This is a genomic window from Curtobacterium sp. PhB190, from assembly GCF_004365385.1.
Classification (GTDB): Bacteria; Actinomycetota; Actinomycetes; order Actinomycetales; family Microbacteriaceae; genus Curtobacterium.
Map to the genome: position 1 here is coordinate 259333 of NZ_SODN01000004.1, position 15414 is coordinate 274746.

The window sequence follows — 15414 nt, forward strand, 5'->3', positions numbered from 1 at the left end:
CGGTCTCGGCGTCGTTGCGGAGTCAGCGCACCTCGGCCGAGGCCCAGAGCGCGTTCACGCCCCGGCCCACCGGACGCAGGAGCGGGACCGCGACGAGCACCGTCGCCGCCAGGTAGGCCACGGTCTGCAGCAGCCCCGGGACGGAGAAAGCGATGCCGAGTGCCTCCTGCGGCAGCGCCGTGAGGAGCACCGCGTTCGACAGCAGCGCGGTGACGAACCACAGCGACGCCGCCACGGTGACGACCCAGCCGATGGCCCGCTGCACGCCGTCCTCGTTCCGGACGGTCAGCACGCCGAACGCCACGAGTGCACCCTGCGCGACGACGACGAGCACCGCGGTAGCCCAACCCGGCGCGGGCCACAGGAGCGCGAACGCCAGGACCGACACCGCGAACGCGAGCGCCCGTCGGTCCTTCGCCCGCACCGCCGCGACGAGCACGACCACGCCTGCCAGCCCGGCGAGCGCCGTGGCGACGAGGAGCAGCCCGTTCGGCAGGTCCCACGGCGCGAGCCAGATCGTCCCGACCAGTCCGCGCGCCCCGAACACGACCGCTGCGACGACCGCCGCGGCCGAGACCACCCGAACCCCCGTGATGTTCTGCATGCCCGCACACTACGCGCAGCCCGCGCGGCGGGGAAAGCATGTTCTGTCCGGGCGGCTGACGGTCCTGGTTCGCGAACCGCGGGATTCGTGAACCAGAACCGTCAGAACCTCCGAGGGAGGTCGGTCTCCGGTGCGCGGACCCGCTGCAGCGCGCGTCGCATGGAGGCGGTGGTGCTGAAGCCGAAGCGTGCAGCGACCTCGGCGGGACGGTCACCCCGGGTGAGTGCACTCCGGACGCCGAGGCTCCGGAACCACCGCCCGAGCTGGGCCGGCGTGCAGCCCGTGGTCTCGGTGCACCGACGCTCGAGGGTGCGCGGAGACATGCCGACGCCGTCGAGCAGGTCCGCGGTCGAGTGCCCGCCCACAGGGTCGAAGAGCCGGTCGAGGACCCTCGCCAGGCTGTTGTCGCGCAGCAAGGGCGGTGGGTTGTCGTGGAGCACGGTCGTGACCACGAGTCGCGCGAGCGCATCCTGCTGCACGCCGTGCCACCGGCCGCCGTCGAGGTGACCGACGTGACGCAGCGCCAGCACGACGTCGGCCGATGGGAAGCCCGCGGGCTGGGTGGTGGCGATCGGCGGGAGCGCGAGGACCTCGGCAGCGAGTGGCCCCAGCCTCGCCGATCCGACGACGACGCCGGTGTCGGCGAACAGGGCCTCGTGCGGGAAGTCGTACGAAGGAGCAGTTCGAGGCGGACCGTGCCGCTCGGGGTCGGAGCCGATCGACGTCGTCGGGTGCTGCTCGACCAGTGCGGCTCCACCAGCCTCGATGAACACGAGTGTGTCGTCGCGGTGGAGCCAGACCGGCCGGTGCCGGGTCGCAACCCAGGCGTGCGTACCGTCCGGATCGAGATCGAGCGTCCAGCGGTCGTCGTCGGATCGGATCTCCTCGCCGGGGCCGACCTCGAGGCCGACGGCGTCGATCAGTGCTCGGAGTGCGTCGCCCATCACCACGAGCATGTCCTGCGGGCCGTCCCGCGACGATCGGCCTCGGGAGATCTGTGGAGAGGGGGGATAACCCCACCCGGGGTGGGGAGGGGGCAGGATGGGGGAACGGCCCCGTGATCGCGAGGCTGGAGTCATGACCGACACCGACCGCCTCGACCAGGCGCGAACCGTCCCGCTGGACGACGTCACGCCCTCGCCCGACCAGGCCCAGACCGTCCCGCTGGGCGACTCCGTCCCACCTGGAGCCACCAAGCCGATGCCGCAGTACCCGCGACAGCACGACCAGCAGACGCCGCCGGCGTCGTGGGGAGCAACCCCGCCGAACGGATCGGCACCGGGTGGCGGCCGGGGCGGCAGCGCGGGCTCCGGCATGACCGCCGGCGCGTTCTACCGTGAGTCGTGGAAGCGCCTGCCGCGCGACTTCGGCTACATGGCCCTGACCGGGGTGCTGCTCTGCACGCTCTACTTCGCGTTCCCCGCGGCGATCTTCGGCGGCGGCTTCCGCGACCTGTTCAACCCGTTCGTGCTGCTGATGTTCTTCATCGCGCTGTTCGTGGCGCGGTGGCTCGGACAGTTCGAGAAGCTCCGCATCGGATGGGCAGACCGGCGTCCGATCCGCCCGGTGGACTGGACGCCCCGCTGGCAGCAGAACTGGTGGACGCGCACCGGTTCCGCGGTCGCCAACCCGCACTACTGGCTCTACCTGCTGCACGCAGCGGTCGTCTACCCGCTCGTCGCGCTCTTCACCGTGGGCGCCGGCGTCCTGCTGCTCGCCGGGTTCCTCTGGCCCGTCGGGCTCGCGGTGGTCGCGTTCGCGAACGGACTGAGTGCGCAGTACTTCGGGTGGGACATGACCTCCGTCGTCGGGTTCGGGTTCCTCGGGGTGCTGTCGATGGCCGCCTCGGTCGTGCTGTTCCCGCTCTGGGCCCGTGGCTCGGTCATCGCGCACTACTGGGTGGACTTCGGTCTGCTCGGCGGGTTCCGTGCCGAGCAGCTCGAGCAGCGCGTCGCCGGACTCCAGGCCTCCCGTGCCGGTGCCGTGACCGCCGAGGGTCAGGCCCTGCGCCAGATCGAGCGCGACCTGCACGACGGCCCCCAGCAGCGCCTGGTGCGGCTCCGGATGGACCTGTCGGCAGCGGAACGCGCGTTCGAGAAGGACCCGCAGAAGGCGAAGCAGCTGATCGGCGAGGCCTCCGAGCACGCGCAGGACGCCCTCGACGAACTGCGTGCGCTGTCCCGCGGGTTCGCCCCGCCGATCCTGCTCGACCGCGGGCTCGTGGCGGCCCTCGAAGCGCTCGTCGCCCGCACCCCGATCCCGGTCGGCCTCGACGTCCGCCTGCCCGAGGGCCTCGAGCTCGCGACGGAGATCCAGCGCAACGTGTACTTCACGGTGAGTGAGCTCCTGACGAACACCATGAAGCACGCCGGCGCCACGACCGCCGGGGTGTACCTCGGCCTCGTGGTCGACGCCTCCGGGCTCTGGTACCTGACCGTCAGCGTGACCGACGACGGCCGCGGCGGAGCACGACCCCAGCAGGGCCACGGCATCGAGGGCCTGATCGGCCGGATGCGCGCGCTCGACGGCGACCTGGTCGTCGCGAGCCCCGAGGGCGGCCCGACCGAGGCCACGGCGCGGATCCCGCTCGGTGCCCTGAACGGCGTCCCCACGACGGCGAACCCGCGGTCGTGACCCCACGGGAGCGCCCGCGCTCCCACTAGGCTGGTCGGCATGACAGACGGCCCGGATGCAGCACGCATCCGGGCCGTCGTCGTCGACGACGCCGTCCTGCTGCGCGAGGGCCTGGCCCGCGTGCTCGACGAAGCCGGCATCGACGTCATCGGCCAGTACGCCGACGCCCGTGCGTTCCTCGCGACGCTGCCCGACGGCGCTCCCGACGTCGTCGTCATGGACGTCCGGATGCCGCCGACCTTCACCGACGAAGGCGTCCGCGCCGCCGTCGAGACCCGCCGGATCGCCCCGCGCACCGGGGTCCTGCTCCTCTCACAGTACGTCGAGGCCACCTACGCCGAAGACGTCCTCGCCGCCGGTGCGACGGGCATCGGCTACCTGCTCAAGGACCGCGTCACCCGGCTCGAGGAGATCGACGACGCCGTTCGTCGGATCGCGGCCGGTGGCACCGTGCTCGACCCCGAGGTCGTCACGCAGCTGATGAGCCGGCGGCGCGACCCACTCGCCGCGCTCACCCCGCGCGAACGCGACGTGCTCGGCTTGATGGCCGAGGGGCGCACGAACGCGGCCATCGCCCGCGCCCTCGTCATCGGCACCGGCGCCGTCGAGAAGCACGTGTCGAGCATCTTCGGCAAGCTCGCGCTCGAGGACACCGGCGAGGACCACCGCCGCGTCCTCGCCGTGCTCGCCTACCTCGGATGAGCCGGTCCCGCGGATGAACCAGGCCCGCGGCACCGACCGGATCCCGGCTCCGCTGCTCGCCCTCACCGCGATGGTGTCCGTCCAGCTCGGTGCCGCGATCGCGAAGACCCACTTCGACGACGTCGGCGCGGTCGGGGCCGCGACGCTCCGGCTCGTGATCGGCGCAGTGGTGCTCGCGCTGGTCGTCCGTCCCCGCGTCGGGCACTGGACCCGCGCGCAGTGGCTCGGCGCGGTCGGCCTCGGGCTGGCGCTCGGCGGTATGAACGTCTTCATCTACCTGGCCTTCGCGACCATCCCGATCGGGGTCGCGGTGACGATCGAGTTCCTCGGTCCGCTCGCCCTGTCCCTCGTGCACACCCGGCGGTGGCGGGACGCGCTCTGGGCCGCCCTGGCGCTCGCCGGCGTCGTGCTGCTCGGGGTCGGCCCGAGCGCCGTGACCGAGGTCGGCGGCGTGGTCTGGGCCGTGCTCGCGGCGGCGTGCTGGGCGGGCTACATCGTGATGAACCGGCACGTCGGCGCCGCGATCCCGGGTGTCGACGGCCTGGTGGTGTCGATGGTGGTCGCGATGCTCGTGTCGCTGCCGTTCGGGCTCCCGTCCGCGATCGACGGCGTGGCCCGCGAACCCGTGCTCCTGCTCGTCTTCGGCGCGGTCGCGGTGCTGTCGAGCGTGCTGCCCTACGCCCTCGAGATGCTGGCGCTGCGGCGGATGCCGACGCGGGTGTTCGGCGTGCTGCAGAGTCTCGGCCCGGCGATCGCCGCGCTGGCCGGTCTCGTGGTGCTCAGCGAGGGGCTGTCCGTGCTGGAGACGGTGGCGCTGGTGTGCGTCACCGCTGCGAGCGTCGGCGTCACGCTGTCCGCGCGCCGCCGACGCCGCTGAACGACCGTCTACTCGTCGCCGAGGAAGTCGGCGTACGTGGGTTCCGTGTGCTCGCCCGACAGCAGGGCCGGATCGTTGACCCGGGCCTCGACGTAGGCGCTGATGACCTCGGGCGGGGTGAGCACGTGGGCGACCCAGGACGGCACCGCTGTGTTCTTCATGGTGCCTCCTCGTCCCGGAGCGACACTCGAACGAATGCCTCGATCAGTGAGTTACTTGCCGAACCGGTGTTCGACAAACCATCCTCGGGGTGCGAGCAGAAGTCAACGCGCTGCGTTCTGCGGACTCCGCATCGCGCGCTCCGCCTGGTCGGCGCGCAGGGTGCGGTGCTTCACGGCGGACCGCCACACCCACGCGTCCGCCTGCTGTCCGAACTGGGCCCACTCGACCATGACGGCATCGCGGGTCCAGCTCTTCGCGAAGGCCTTCACCCGGACGTGGAATGTCGGGAACTGGATCCACGCCCAGACCGGCACGGGGGTGACGGCGTGGCAGACGTCGGGCCCGCGGGCGTCCTCTGAGAGCGAGTAGGCGCGCGGACGTTCGACCTCCGGGTGCTCCGGGGGCTGCCACCGGTTCTCGCGACGCCGTCCCACGACGGTATTCGAACGTGTGTTCGAACGGGAGTCAAGTCCGCCGCGCGCCGTGGACGGACGCCGACGTGCCGCTCGGCGTGTCGGGGAGCGGTCAGGGCTGCGCGCGCGCCGTCGATTCCCGCACGCTCAAGGTCAGTGGTGGTCCGGGCCGTGACGCCAGCGGTGCAGTGGCGTCGATCTGCGCTCGCAGGAGTGTCGCCGCGCGCTGCCCGAGCTCCACGGTGTCGCGGGTCAGCGAGGTGATGGACGGCCGGACGAGCTGGATCATCGCCGAGTCGTCGAAGGACACGATCGAGACGTCGGTCGGCACCGCGACGCCCATCTCGCTCGCGACCCCGAGTCCGGCGACCGCCAGGACGTCGTTGTCGTACACGATCGCCGTCGGTCGACTGCTGCGGGACAGCAGGGTCCGGGTCGCACTCGCGCCGGCCTCGGCCGAGTAGTCGGTCGGGATCGACACGGCGTCCGTGAGCCTCTCGGTCGCCGCGAAGGCCCGGACGCGGCCGATCCGCATGGCGGTGTGCTCGAACTCGGGGCGCCCGGCGACGTGCGCGATGCGCCGGTGCCCGAGCGCGTGCAGGTACCGCAGGACCGTGTCGGTCGCGTCGCCGTCGTCGATCCACACGCTCGGTGCGGAGCCCTCGGGTGAGGGATGGGAGCCGACGACGACCGTGGGCATGCCGAGTTCGGCGAGCAGGGTGAGTCGGTCGTCGTCGCGCCGCGGGTCGATGACGACGACGCCGTCGACCCGATGCCCGCGCCACCAGGCCCGGTAGGTCTCGAGTTCCTCGGCCGCGTCGCGCGCCACGAGCAGGTTCATCCCGACGTGGGTGCCGGCGAGCCCGAGTTGGATGCCGGAGATCAGGTCGCCGAAGAACGACTCGGTGCCGAGTGTGCGGGCCGGCCGGTTCAGCACGAAGCCGATCGAGCCGGCCTTCGCGCCGCCCAGGGCGCGTGCTGCGGTGTGCGGTTGCCAGTCGAGTTCGCGAGCGATCGCCCGGACGCGTTCGCGGGTCTCGTCGGACACGCCGGGGCGGTCGTTGAGGGCGAACGACACAGCGCTGACGGACACGCCGGCACGTGCGGCGATGTCGGAGATCGTCGTTCGACGGTTCGTGGCCACGGGCTTGACTATAGCGTTTTAGTCCTTCATAGTCACTGCTACAAGCGGGTTCAGGGACAGGAACTGAACCGGTTCAGCACGATGACCACGCAGGATGACGAGGGAGTCAGACGCCATGAGGACCACCACACGTGCGACGAGGAGCCGCGCCGCAGCGCTGCTCGCAGGAGCTGCCGCCACGGCACTCGTCCTGACCGGCTGCTCGAGCGGCGGCAACGCGGCCGACACCGGCAGCGGCGAGATCAGCGGGTCGATCACGCTGCAGACGTGGGCGCTCACGCCGACGTACACGGGCTACCTGAACGGGGTGATCGCCGACTTCGAGAAGGCCCACCCCGACGCGAAGGTCAAGCTGCAGGACCAGCCGGGCGACGGCTACGCCGACAAGGTGCTCAGCCAGGCGTCGTCGAACTCGCTGCCCGACGTCATCAACCTGCCGCCGGACATCGCCCTGCCGCTCGCGAAGCGTGGGTTCCTGCAGGACGTCGCGAAGGACGACACGAAGCTCGCGAGCACGTACGTCGCCGGCGCGCTCGATTCCTACAAGTACAAGGGCGTCGACGGCACGTTCGGCTACCCCTGGTACCTCAACACCGACGTCGACTACTGGAACGCGACGATGTTCGCGAAGTGCGGCCTCGACGCGAAGAACCCGCCGAAGACCACCGACGAGCTGTTCACGCAGGCGAAGACCATGCACGAGAACTGCCCGGCCGACTACCTGATGAGCCGGAAGCCCGGCCTCGGCGACTTCACCCTGGCCGGCGTGAAGGTCCTCAACGCGGACGGCACGAAGTTCACCTTCGCCGACTCGTCGAAGGCCGCCGACCTGATCGAGCGCTACAAGGACGCGTACCAGGACGGCTACATGCCCTCGAACGTGCTGAACAGCGACTACCTCGGCAACTCGACGCTGTTCACGCAGCAGAAGGTCGCCTGGACCACGGGCGGCGCGACCTCGCTCGCCGACTTCGAGAAGAACAACCCGTCACTCAAGGGCAAGGTGACGGTCAGCCCGGCGCTCGACACCCCGCCGCTGTACGTGCAGGGCCTGTCGGTGTCGGCCAAGTCGAAGCACCTCGCCACCGCCGAGGCGTTCGCGGAGTTCATGACGAACGCGGAGAACCAAGAGGCGTTCGCGCACAAGGTCAACATCTTCCCGTCGACCACGTCTTCGCAGTCCGACCCGTACTTCTCGAAGGACGACGGCACCGTCAACGGCGAGGCCCGTGTCCTGGCGAACGAGGCCCTGAAGACCGCGAAGGTCCTCAACCCGGTCGAGGCGAACTCCGCGATGACGGACTTCCTCGACCAGCAGATCGCCCTCGCCATGAAGGGCCAGGTCGCGCCGGAGAAGGCGCTGCAGACGGCTCAGACCAAGATGAACAGCCTGCTGGCCAACGGCTGATGCGCGCCAACCGCTGGTTCACGCCCTGGCTGCTCGTCCTGCCGGCCCTCGTCTGGCTCGTCGCGTTCAGCCTCTGGCCGTCGATCAACACCGTCCGGCTGTCGTTCACGAACGCGAGCCCGCTGGGGGGCGTGAGCCAGTGGGTCGGGCTCGAGAACTTCGAGACCCTGCTCGCCGATCCGCAGGTGTGGGAGGCGCTGCTCAACAGCGTCATCTACATGGCGATCTGCCTGCCCCTGCTGACCGTGCTGCCGCTGCTCATCGCGGTGCTCGTCCAGCAGAAGCTGCCGGGGATCGCGTTCTTCCGCACGGCGTTCTACACGCCGGTCATCGCGTCGGCCGTGGTCGTCGGGCTCATCTGGACCTGGATCCTCGACGACCGCGGCGTCATCAACGAGATGGCGCAGGCGCTCGGCGTCGTGCAGGGCAGCGTCCCGTTCCTGACCGACCGGTGGCTGCTGCTCCTCAGCGCGATCAGCCTGACGGTCTGGAAGGGCCTCGGCTACTACATGATCATCTTCCTCGCGGCTCTCGGGAACGTCGGCAAGGACCTGCACGAAGCGGCCGCCCTCGACGGCGCCGGGTCGGTGCGCCGGTTCTGGTCGGTCACCATGCCGGGGGTCCGGGGCACCATGACGCTCGTCGGGATCCTGGTGTGCGTCTCCGCGCTCCGGGTGTTCAGCGAGCTCTACATCCTCACCAACGGCACCGGTGGACCCGGCGGGCAGGACAACTCGCTCGTCATGCTCATCCAGCAGTACGCCCGCGGCTTCACCGGCAACCTCGGCTACGCGTCCGCCCTGAGCCTCCTGCTCTTCGTCGTGACGCTGATCCCGATGCTCGCCCTCGCGCGGATGAACAGCAAGGCGGACAAGTGACGAACACGACGACCACCGAACCCGCCCTGGGCGGGGCGCGCGGTGCAGCCAGCCCGACGCCGGACGTGACCGGCGCGACGGACGCGGGACGGGCCTCCCGGCCGAACGGACGAGACGGACGAGACGGACGAGGCGGACGCAAGCGCCGTCGCGCGGTCTGGGGTGTCATGTCCACCCGCGAGAAGGTCGTGCGCTACGTCCTGCTCATCGTGGTGCTCTTCATCACGATCGGCCCGTTCCTGTGGCAGCTGTCCACCTCGCTCAAGGGCGCCGGCGAGGACATCTACACCGCGAACCCGTCGTTCATCCCGACCGAGCCGACCATCGAGAACTACCTCAAGGTGGCCGCCGCGATCCCGGTGTGGCGCTACATCGGCAACTCGCTGCTCGTCGCCGCGATCGACGTGTTCGGCAACATCGTCTTCGCGACGCTCGCCGGCTTCGCCCTGGCGCGGCTGCAGTGGCGGCACCGCAAGCTCGTACTCGGACTGTTCCTCGCCACCCTCGTCCTGCCCGGCGAGGCGACGATCATCTCGCAGTTCGTCACCGTCAAGGACCTCGGCCTCGCCGACAACCTGGTCGGCGTCGCCCTGCCCGGCATGATCGCCGCGCTGAACGTACTGCTCATGTTCAACGCGTTCCGGCAGATCCCCGAGGAGATCGACCAGGCCGCGGTGATGGACGGTGCGAACGCGATGCAGCGGCTGCGGTACATCTCGCTGCCCGCCGTGCAGGGGACCATCGCCGTCATCGCGATCTTCTCGTTCATCGGGGCGTGGGACGACTTCCTGTGGCCGCTCATCGTGCTGCAGTCGCCGGAGAACCTCACCCTGACCGTCGGGTTGCAGTACCTGCAGGGCACGTTCGCGACCGACCAGCGCATGATCGCCGCCGGCACCATGATCGCGTTCATCCCGATCGCCGTGATCTTCGCCGTCCTGCAGCGGTTCTTCTTCAAGGGCGTCGAAGAGGGCGGTGTGAAGGGCTGATGCGCTTCGGGGTCAACTACACGCCCTCGGTCGGCTGGTTCCACTCGTGGCTCGACTTCTCACCGTCGGACACCGCCAGGGACCTCGAGGCGATCGCCTCGCTCGGCGCCGACCACGTGCGGATCTTCCCGCTCTGGCCGGTGGTGCAGCCGAACCGCACCCTCATCCGGGCGTCGGCACTGCAGGACGTCGCGACGGTCGTGGACATCGCCGGCTCGTTCGGACTCGACGTCAACGTCGACGCGCTGCAGGGGCACCTGTCGAGCTTCGACTTCGTGCCGTCGTGGCTGGACAGCTGGCACCGTCGGAACATGTTCACCGACCCGGACGTCGTCGCGTCGACCGCGGCGTACGTCCGGGCGCTCGCCGCAGCGGTCGCGGACAAGCCGAACCTGCTCGGCATCACCATCGGCAACGAGGTGAACCAGTTCGCGCACGCGCCGCACCCCGCCCCGCACGACATCACGGCGGAGCAGGGGCACGCGTGGGCGGCAGCGATGGTCGCGGCGGCACGGTCCGGGCTCGCGTCCGGTCCGCCCGGTTCGGCAGGTTCGGCAGGTTCGTCCGGCCTGGAGGCCCGGGTCGACCCGTCCGCGTCGGCTCCGTCCGGCAGTGGGTCGCGTCCACGGCCGCTGGTCACCGTCGCGCAGTACGACGCGGCCTGGTACGACGACGCGCAGCCGTTCGGACCGGAGCACGCGGCGGACCACGGTGACGCCACCGTCACGCACTCGTGGGTGTTCAACGGCTCGGCGGCCCTGCACGGCGCACTCGGACCGGGATCGGTGCGGCACGGGGAGTACCTGCTCCAGCTCGCCGCCGCGTGGAACCGCGACCCCGCACGGCCGAATTGGCTGCAAGAGGTCGGGGCGCCCACCAACGTCGTCGATCCCGCCGACGCTGCCTCGTTCACCGAGCAGACCATCCGGCACGTGCTCGGGGCGCAGGAGGTGCTCGGTGTCACGTGGTGGTGCTCGCACGACGTCGCCAGGTCGCTCGCCGACTTCCCGGAGCTCGAGTACGACCTCGGGCTCTTCACCAACGACGGCCGGATCAAGCCCGCGGGCGAGGCCTTTGCCGCTGTCGCACGGTCCGGTGCCACCGGCACCGCTGCTGCGCCTCCGGCCACGGCGCTCGTGCTCGACGACGTGCTGCCCGACGGCTCGGACCGACACGGGATGCGTGCCGACTGCGCCCCCGGCGGACGGTTCGCCGCCGCCTGGCTCGCGGTCGCGTCGGCGGAACCGGACGGTCGCGGCCCGCAAGTCGTCCTGCGTTCCCGGCTCGGCGACACCGGGATGCTCGCCGCCCGTGGCATCGACCGCTGCGTCGACGTGCCCGCCGAGCTCGACTCCACCTCCATCCGCGTCGCGCACCCCGCGACCACGCGCTGACCCGCGACCACGCGCTGACCCGCGCCCACGCCCCGACCCTGGAAGGCCCCATGCACGACGACATCCCCCTCACCACCGGACGGGCCCGCCGGGTCCTCGACGAGCGCATCACGCCGGCGGTGCACGCCACCGCCGTGCCGTTGGAGACCGCGTGGCACGAGCTGCCCGGTGAGCCCGTCCCGCCGACCGAGGGCCTGCAGCTCACCTTCGAACCGTACGAGGTCGGCACGCCCTGGGGTGCGGCCTGGGGGACGACGTGGTTCCGGCTCACCGGGACGGTGCCGGCCGAGTGGGCCGGTCGCCGGGTCGAGGCCGTGATCGACCTCGGCTTCGACAAGAACATGCCGGGGTTCCAGTGCGAGGGCCTCGTGTACCTGGCCGACGGCACGCCGGTGAAGTCGATCAACCCGCGCAACCAGTGGGTGCTGCTGACGGAACGGGCCGAAGGCGGGGAGACGATCGAGCTCTTCGTCGAGGCGGCGTCGAACCCGGTCCTGCTCGACTACCACCCCTTCCTCGTCACGCACGAGGGCGACATCCAGACCTCGTCGTCGAAGCGGCTGTACACCTCGCGCCGGATGGACCTCGCCGTGTTCGAGTCCGAGGTGCACGAGCTCGCGCTCGACATCGACGTCCTGCTCGAACTGCAGGCCGAGCTGCCCGAGGGACCGCGACGGATGCGGATCCTGCAGGCTCTCGACGACGCCCTCGACGCGCTCGACCTGCAGCACATCCCGGAGACCGCCGGGGACGCCCGTGCGGCGCTCGCCGAGGTGCTCGCCGCCCCCGCAGAATCCTCGGCGCACACGATCTCGGCGATCGGCCACGCCCACATCGACTCCGCCTGGCTCTGGCCGGTCCGCGAGACGATCCGCAAGGTCGCCCGCACCACGTCGACGATGACCGAGCTCATCGACCAGACCGACGACTTCCTGTACGGCATGTCGAGCGCGCAGCAGTACGCCTGGATCAAGGAACACCGCCCCGAGGTCTACGCCCGGGTGCAGGCCGCCGTCGAGGCCGGACGGTTCCTGCCGATCGGCGGCATGTGGGTCGAGTCCGACACCGTGATGCCGACCGGCGAGAGCATCGTCCGCCAGTTCTCGCAGGGGCAGCGGTTCTTCGAGCGCGAGTTCGGCATACGGCCCAAGGGCGTCTGGCTGCCGGACAGCTTCGGGTACTCGCCGGCGCTGCCGCAGCTCATGCGCCGTGCGGGCTTCGAGTGGTTCTTCACGCAGAAGATCTCGTGGAACCAGGTCAACAAGTTCCCGCACCACACGTTCCTGTGGGAGGGCATCGACGGCTCACGGGTGTTCTCGCACTTCCCGTCGATGGACACCTACAACTCGCGCCTGTCCGGCAGCGAGGTCGCGAAGGCCTCCCGCCAGTTCCGTGAGAACCGGCTCGCCACCGGGTCGATCGCCCCGGTGGGCTGGGGCGACGGCGGTGGTGGCACCACCCGCGAGATGACCGGGACGGCCGCACGGCTCGCCGACCTCGAGGGCAGCGCGAAGGTCCGCTGGGAGCACCCCGACACGTTCTTCGACCGCGCGAAGGCCGAACTGCCGGACCCGCCGGTGTGGGTGGGGGAGCTGTACCTCGAGCTGCACCGCGCCACCCTGACCAGCCAGCACGGCACCAAGCAGGGCAACCGCCGGTGCGAACAGCTCCTCATCGAGGCCGAGCTCTGGGCCACGACCGCCGCCGCACGCAGCGACTTCGCCTACCCGTACGACGAGCTCGACGCCTTGTGGCAGCAGGTGCTGCTCCAGCAGTTCCACGACATCCTGCCGGGCACCTCGATCGCCTGGGTGCACCGCGAAGCCGAGGCGAAGTACGCCGAGACGGCCGCGGCGCTGACCGCGATCATCGGCCAGGTGCTCTCGGCGCTCGCCGGTACCGGGCAGGCAGCCGTCGTCGTGAACCCGGCCCCGTTCCTCCAGGCCGGCGCACCCGCGCAGGGCGCGGTCCTGGCGACCGACGTGGCGGAACCGACCGCTGTCACGCTGACGGAGCAGGACGGCGGGTACGTGCTGGCGAACGAGCTGGTGCGCGTGACGGTCACCGACCAGGGACTCGTCACGAGCGCCGTCGACCTGGCCAGCGGGCGCGAGGCGATCGCCGCCGGGCAGGCCGCGAACCTGCTGCAGCTGCACCAGGACTTCCCGAACATGTGGGACGCGTGGGACGTCGACCGGTACTACCGGAACCGCGTCGAGGACCTCGTGGCGGTCACTGGGTTGACAGCCTCGGTCGACGACGCCGGTGTCGCCCGGGTCGTCGTGTCGCGGTCCTTCGGTGACTCGACCGTGCGGCAGGAGATCGTCCTCGCACCGGACTCCCGCACGCTCGAGTTCGACCAGACGACCGACTGGCACGAGACCGAGAAGTTCCTCAAGGTCGCGTTCCCGCTCGACGTCCGCGCCGAGCACACCGTCGCCGAGACGCAGTTCGGGGCGCAGAAGCGGGTGACGCACACGAACACCTCGTGGGAGGCCGCGAAGTTCGAGACGTCGACGCACCGCTACGTGCTGGTGTCCGAACCGGGCTTCGGCGTCGCGCTCGTGAACGACTCGATCCACGGGTTCGACACCACCCGCGACGCCGTTGACGGGCACGTCACCACCACCGTGCGGCTGTCGCTGCTGCGCGCACCGCGGTTCCCCGACCCCGAGACGGACCAGGGCGTGCAGACGCACCGGTACGGCATCGTCATCGGGACGGACCAGCTCGGAGCCACCGCGGCCGGCGTCCGGATGAACGCCGGCGCGCGGACCGTCACCGGGACGCACGGGTTCGCGCCGCTCGTGCGGGTGTCCGGCGGGGTCGTGCTGTCGAGCGTCAAGCTCGCCGACGACCGCTCCGGCGACCTGGTCGTGCGGGTGTACGAGCCGGTGGGGCGGCGGGGGACCGGGGGGATCGCGGTCGACGGGCCCTTCGGACCGTCTGCCGAGGTCACCCTGCTCGAAGAGCCGTTGACCGACACGGATGCGTCGTCGTTCGCCGTCGACGCGTACGAGGTGCGGACCTTCCGGTTCCCGCGCGTCTGAGACCCCGGTCGGCGACCGCCGGCCGGTTCACCACTCGAAGGGGAGTGTCATGAAGAAGTCCATGAAGTTCGGGATCGTGGCGGCAATCGCCGCGATGGTGGCGGCGCCACTGGTGCCGTCAGCCGCGACCGCAGCACCGACCGCTGCTGCAGCCGCCGCCGGCACTGCCGCCGCGACGAAGTCGGGGCCGACGAGCATCGCCTACGTCGAGGTCAACAACGACCAGCTCGCGAACGTCGGCCGCTACACGCTGTCCGGCGGTGCGAACGCCTTCGACGTCGCGATCATCTTCGCGGCGAACATCAACTGGAACGGCTCCAAGGCAGTTCTGGTCAACAACGACAAGGTGCAGGCGACCCTCGACAACGCTGCCACGCAGATCAAGCCGCTGCAGGCGAAGGGCATCAAGGTGTCGCTGTCGGTCCTCGGCAACCACCAGGGTGCGGGCATCGCCAACTTCCCGACCCAGGCCGCGGCGTCGGACTTCGCGTCCCAGATCGCCGCCACCGTGTCGAAGTACGGACTCGACGGCGTCGACCTCGACGACGAGTACTCCGACTACGGCGCGAACGGCACCCCGCAGCCGAACCAGCAGTCGATCGGCTGGCTCATCACCGCGCTGCGTGCCCAGATGCCCGGCAAGCTCATCTCGTTCTACGACATCGGCCCGGCCTCGTCCTCGCTGTCGTCGTCGAGCAGCACCGTCGGCTCGAAGCTCGACTACGCCTGGAACCCCTACTACGGCACGTACTCGGCGCCGTCGATCCCGGGACTCGACAAGTCCAGGTTGTCCGCTGCCGCGGTGGACATCCAGAACACCTCGCAGTCGACGGCGGTGTCGCTCGCGCAGCGCACGAAGGCGGACGGGTACGGCGTCTTCATGACGTACAACCTGCCGGGAGGTGACAAGTCCGCCTACGTCTCCGCCCTGACGCAGAAGCTCTACGGTCAGGCCGCGTCGTACCGCTGACCCTTCCGTCCTGACGGCGGCTCGCGCCCCGTGCTCCCCGGTTCCGGCCTGGAAACACGGGGCGCGTCCGTCGTCCACGTCCCGCTGGCTCCGAGGAGGCACCAGTTCCTCCTCGCGCTTGACGGTTCCGGTTCGCAGATCCCGGTGATCGTGAACCGGAACCGTCACGGACCGAGATCGGAACCCGGT

The 15414-nt window shown here is 70.5% G+C and carries 14 protein-coding genes; 9 read left to right on the plus strand and 5 right to left on the minus strand.

Features of this window, described 5'->3' with window-relative positions:
• Window positions 1–22: 22 nt before the first annotated feature.
• Window positions 23–604 (minus strand): hypothetical protein, encoded by a 582-nt coding sequence (locus EDF47_RS08565; RefSeq protein ID WP_133936779.1) that lies wholly within the window; start codon window positions 602–604, stop codon window positions 23–25.
• A gap of 101 nt (window positions 605–705) precedes the next feature.
• The gene (locus EDF47_RS08570; RefSeq protein WP_166673206.1) at window positions 706–1548 is read right to left on the minus strand and encodes a helix-turn-helix domain-containing protein; all 843 of its coding nucleotides are present in this window, start codon (window positions 1546–1548) and stop codon (window positions 706–708) included.
• A 133-nt stretch (window positions 1549–1681) separates the two neighbouring features.
• On the opposite strand from EDF47_RS08570, the gene EDF47_RS08575 reads away from it, so the two are divergent.
• From EDF47_RS08575 to EDF47_RS08585, 3 genes are read left to right on the plus strand one after another with little or no spacing between them, the layout of a single operon-like run.
• Window positions 1682–3238, plus strand: a complete 1557-nt coding sequence (locus EDF47_RS08575; RefSeq protein WP_133936775.1) for a sensor histidine kinase — start codon at window positions 1682–1684, stop codon at window positions 3236–3238.
• Window positions 3239–3277: 39 nt separating this feature from the next.
• Window positions 3278–3940 carry a response regulator transcription factor gene (locus tag EDF47_RS08580; RefSeq protein WP_111084503.1) on the plus strand — a complete coding sequence of 221 codons (663 nt, stop codon included), beginning with the start codon at window positions 3278–3280 and terminating at the stop codon, window positions 3938–3940.
• Window positions 3941–3953: 13 nt separating this feature from the next.
• Complete coding sequence (locus EDF47_RS08585; RefSeq protein WP_132099650.1) at window positions 3954–4817, plus strand: EamA family transporter; 864 nt, start codon at window positions 3954–3956, stop codon at window positions 4815–4817.
• Window positions 4818–4825: 8 nt separating this feature from the next.
• Here the strand turns inward: EDF47_RS08585 and EDF47_RS19785 are convergent, their stop codons facing one another.
• The 3 genes from EDF47_RS19785 to EDF47_RS08595 form a co-directional block, all read right to left on the minus strand.
• Entirely contained in the window at window positions 4826–4978 is a 153-nt protein-coding gene (locus tag EDF47_RS19785; protein ID WP_159572741.1) for a hypothetical protein, read from the minus strand.
• 102 nt (window positions 4979–5080) lie between these two features.
• Complete coding sequence (locus tag EDF47_RS08590) at window positions 5081–5413, minus strand: hypothetical protein (RefSeq protein WP_123293983.1); 333 nt, start codon at window positions 5411–5413, stop codon at window positions 5081–5083.
• A gap of 91 nt (window positions 5414–5504) precedes the next feature.
• Entirely contained in the window at window positions 5505–6536 is a 1032-nt protein-coding gene (locus tag EDF47_RS08595) for a LacI family DNA-binding transcriptional regulator (protein ID WP_133936773.1), read from the minus strand.
• 115 nt (window positions 6537–6651) lie between these two features.
• Between EDF47_RS08595 and EDF47_RS08600 the strand changes: the two genes are divergently transcribed.
• From EDF47_RS08600 to EDF47_RS08625, 6 genes are all read left to right on the plus strand, one after another.
• Window positions 6652–7944, plus strand: a complete 1293-nt coding sequence (locus EDF47_RS08600) for a sugar ABC transporter substrate-binding protein (protein WP_131878498.1) — start codon at window positions 6652–6654, stop codon at window positions 7942–7944.
• On the plus strand, window positions 7944–8822 hold the full coding sequence (locus tag EDF47_RS08605) for a sugar ABC transporter permease (RefSeq protein ID WP_131878500.1): 879 nt from the start codon (window positions 7944–7946) through the stop codon (window positions 8820–8822). Before EDF47_RS08600 ends, EDF47_RS08605 begins: the two co-directional genes overlap by 1 nt.
• 167 nt (window positions 8823–8989) lie before the next feature.
• Window positions 8990–9811, plus strand: a complete 822-nt coding sequence (locus tag EDF47_RS08610) for a carbohydrate ABC transporter permease (RefSeq protein WP_123294190.1) — start codon at window positions 8990–8992, stop codon at window positions 9809–9811.
• A complete protein-coding gene (locus EDF47_RS08615; RefSeq protein ID WP_133936771.1) occupies window positions 9811–11205 on the plus strand; it encodes a cellulase family glycosylhydrolase in 1395 nt (464 codons plus the stop codon). The genes EDF47_RS08610 and EDF47_RS08615 overlap by 1 nt, the downstream gene beginning before the upstream one ends.
• A gap of 50 nt (window positions 11206–11255) precedes the next feature.
• The gene (locus tag EDF47_RS08620) at window positions 11256–14255 is read left to right on the plus strand and encodes a glycoside hydrolase family 38 C-terminal domain-containing protein (RefSeq protein ID WP_133936769.1); all 3000 of its coding nucleotides are present in this window, start codon (window positions 11256–11258) and stop codon (window positions 14253–14255) included.
• Window positions 14256–14304: 49 nt separating this feature from the next.
• Window positions 14305–15225, plus strand: a complete 921-nt coding sequence (locus tag EDF47_RS08625; protein WP_131878506.1) for an endo-beta-N-acetylglucosaminidase H — start codon at window positions 14305–14307, stop codon at window positions 15223–15225.
• Window positions 15226–15414: the final 189 nt, after the last annotated feature.

What these genes read in the sequence shown, in the direction of transcription:
- EDF47_RS08565 (WP_133936779.1), bottom strand. Translation starts at nt 604, where the DNA reads ATGCAGAACATCACGGGGGTTCGGGTGGTCTCGGCCGCGGCGGTCGTC.
- EDF47_RS08570 (WP_166673206.1), bottom strand. Translation starts at nt 1,548, where the DNA reads ATGGGCGACGCACTCCGAGCACTGATCGACGCCGTCGGCCTCGAGGTC.
- EDF47_RS08575 (WP_133936775.1), top strand. Translation starts at nt 1,682, where the DNA reads ATGACCGACACCGACCGCCTCGACCAGGCGCGAACCGTCCCGCTGGAC.
- EDF47_RS08580 (WP_111084503.1), top strand. Translation starts at nt 3,278, where the DNA reads ATGACAGACGGCCCGGATGCAGCACGCATCCGGGCCGTCGTCGTCGAC.
- EDF47_RS08585 (WP_132099650.1), top strand. Translation starts at nt 3,954, where the DNA reads ATGAACCAGGCCCGCGGCACCGACCGGATCCCGGCTCCGCTGCTCGCC.
- EDF47_RS19785 (WP_159572741.1), bottom strand. Translation starts at nt 4,978, where the DNA reads ATGAAGAACACAGCGGTGCCGTCCTGGGTCGCCCACGTGCTCACCCCG.
- EDF47_RS08600 (WP_131878498.1), top strand. Translation starts at nt 6,652, where the DNA reads ATGAGGACCACCACACGTGCGACGAGGAGCCGCGCCGCAGCGCTGCTC.
- EDF47_RS08605 (WP_131878500.1), top strand. Translation starts at nt 7,944, where the DNA reads ATGCGCGCCAACCGCTGGTTCACGCCCTGGCTGCTCGTCCTGCCGGCC.
- EDF47_RS08610 (WP_123294190.1), top strand. Translation starts at nt 8,990, where the DNA reads ATGTCCACCCGCGAGAAGGTCGTGCGCTACGTCCTGCTCATCGTGGTG.
- EDF47_RS08615 (WP_133936771.1), top strand. Translation starts at nt 9,811, where the DNA reads ATGCGCTTCGGGGTCAACTACACGCCCTCGGTCGGCTGGTTCCACTCG.
- EDF47_RS08620 (WP_133936769.1), top strand. Translation starts at nt 11,256, where the DNA reads ATGCACGACGACATCCCCCTCACCACCGGACGGGCCCGCCGGGTCCTC.
- EDF47_RS08625 (WP_131878506.1), top strand. Translation starts at nt 14,305, where the DNA reads ATGAAGAAGTCCATGAAGTTCGGGATCGTGGCGGCAATCGCCGCGATG.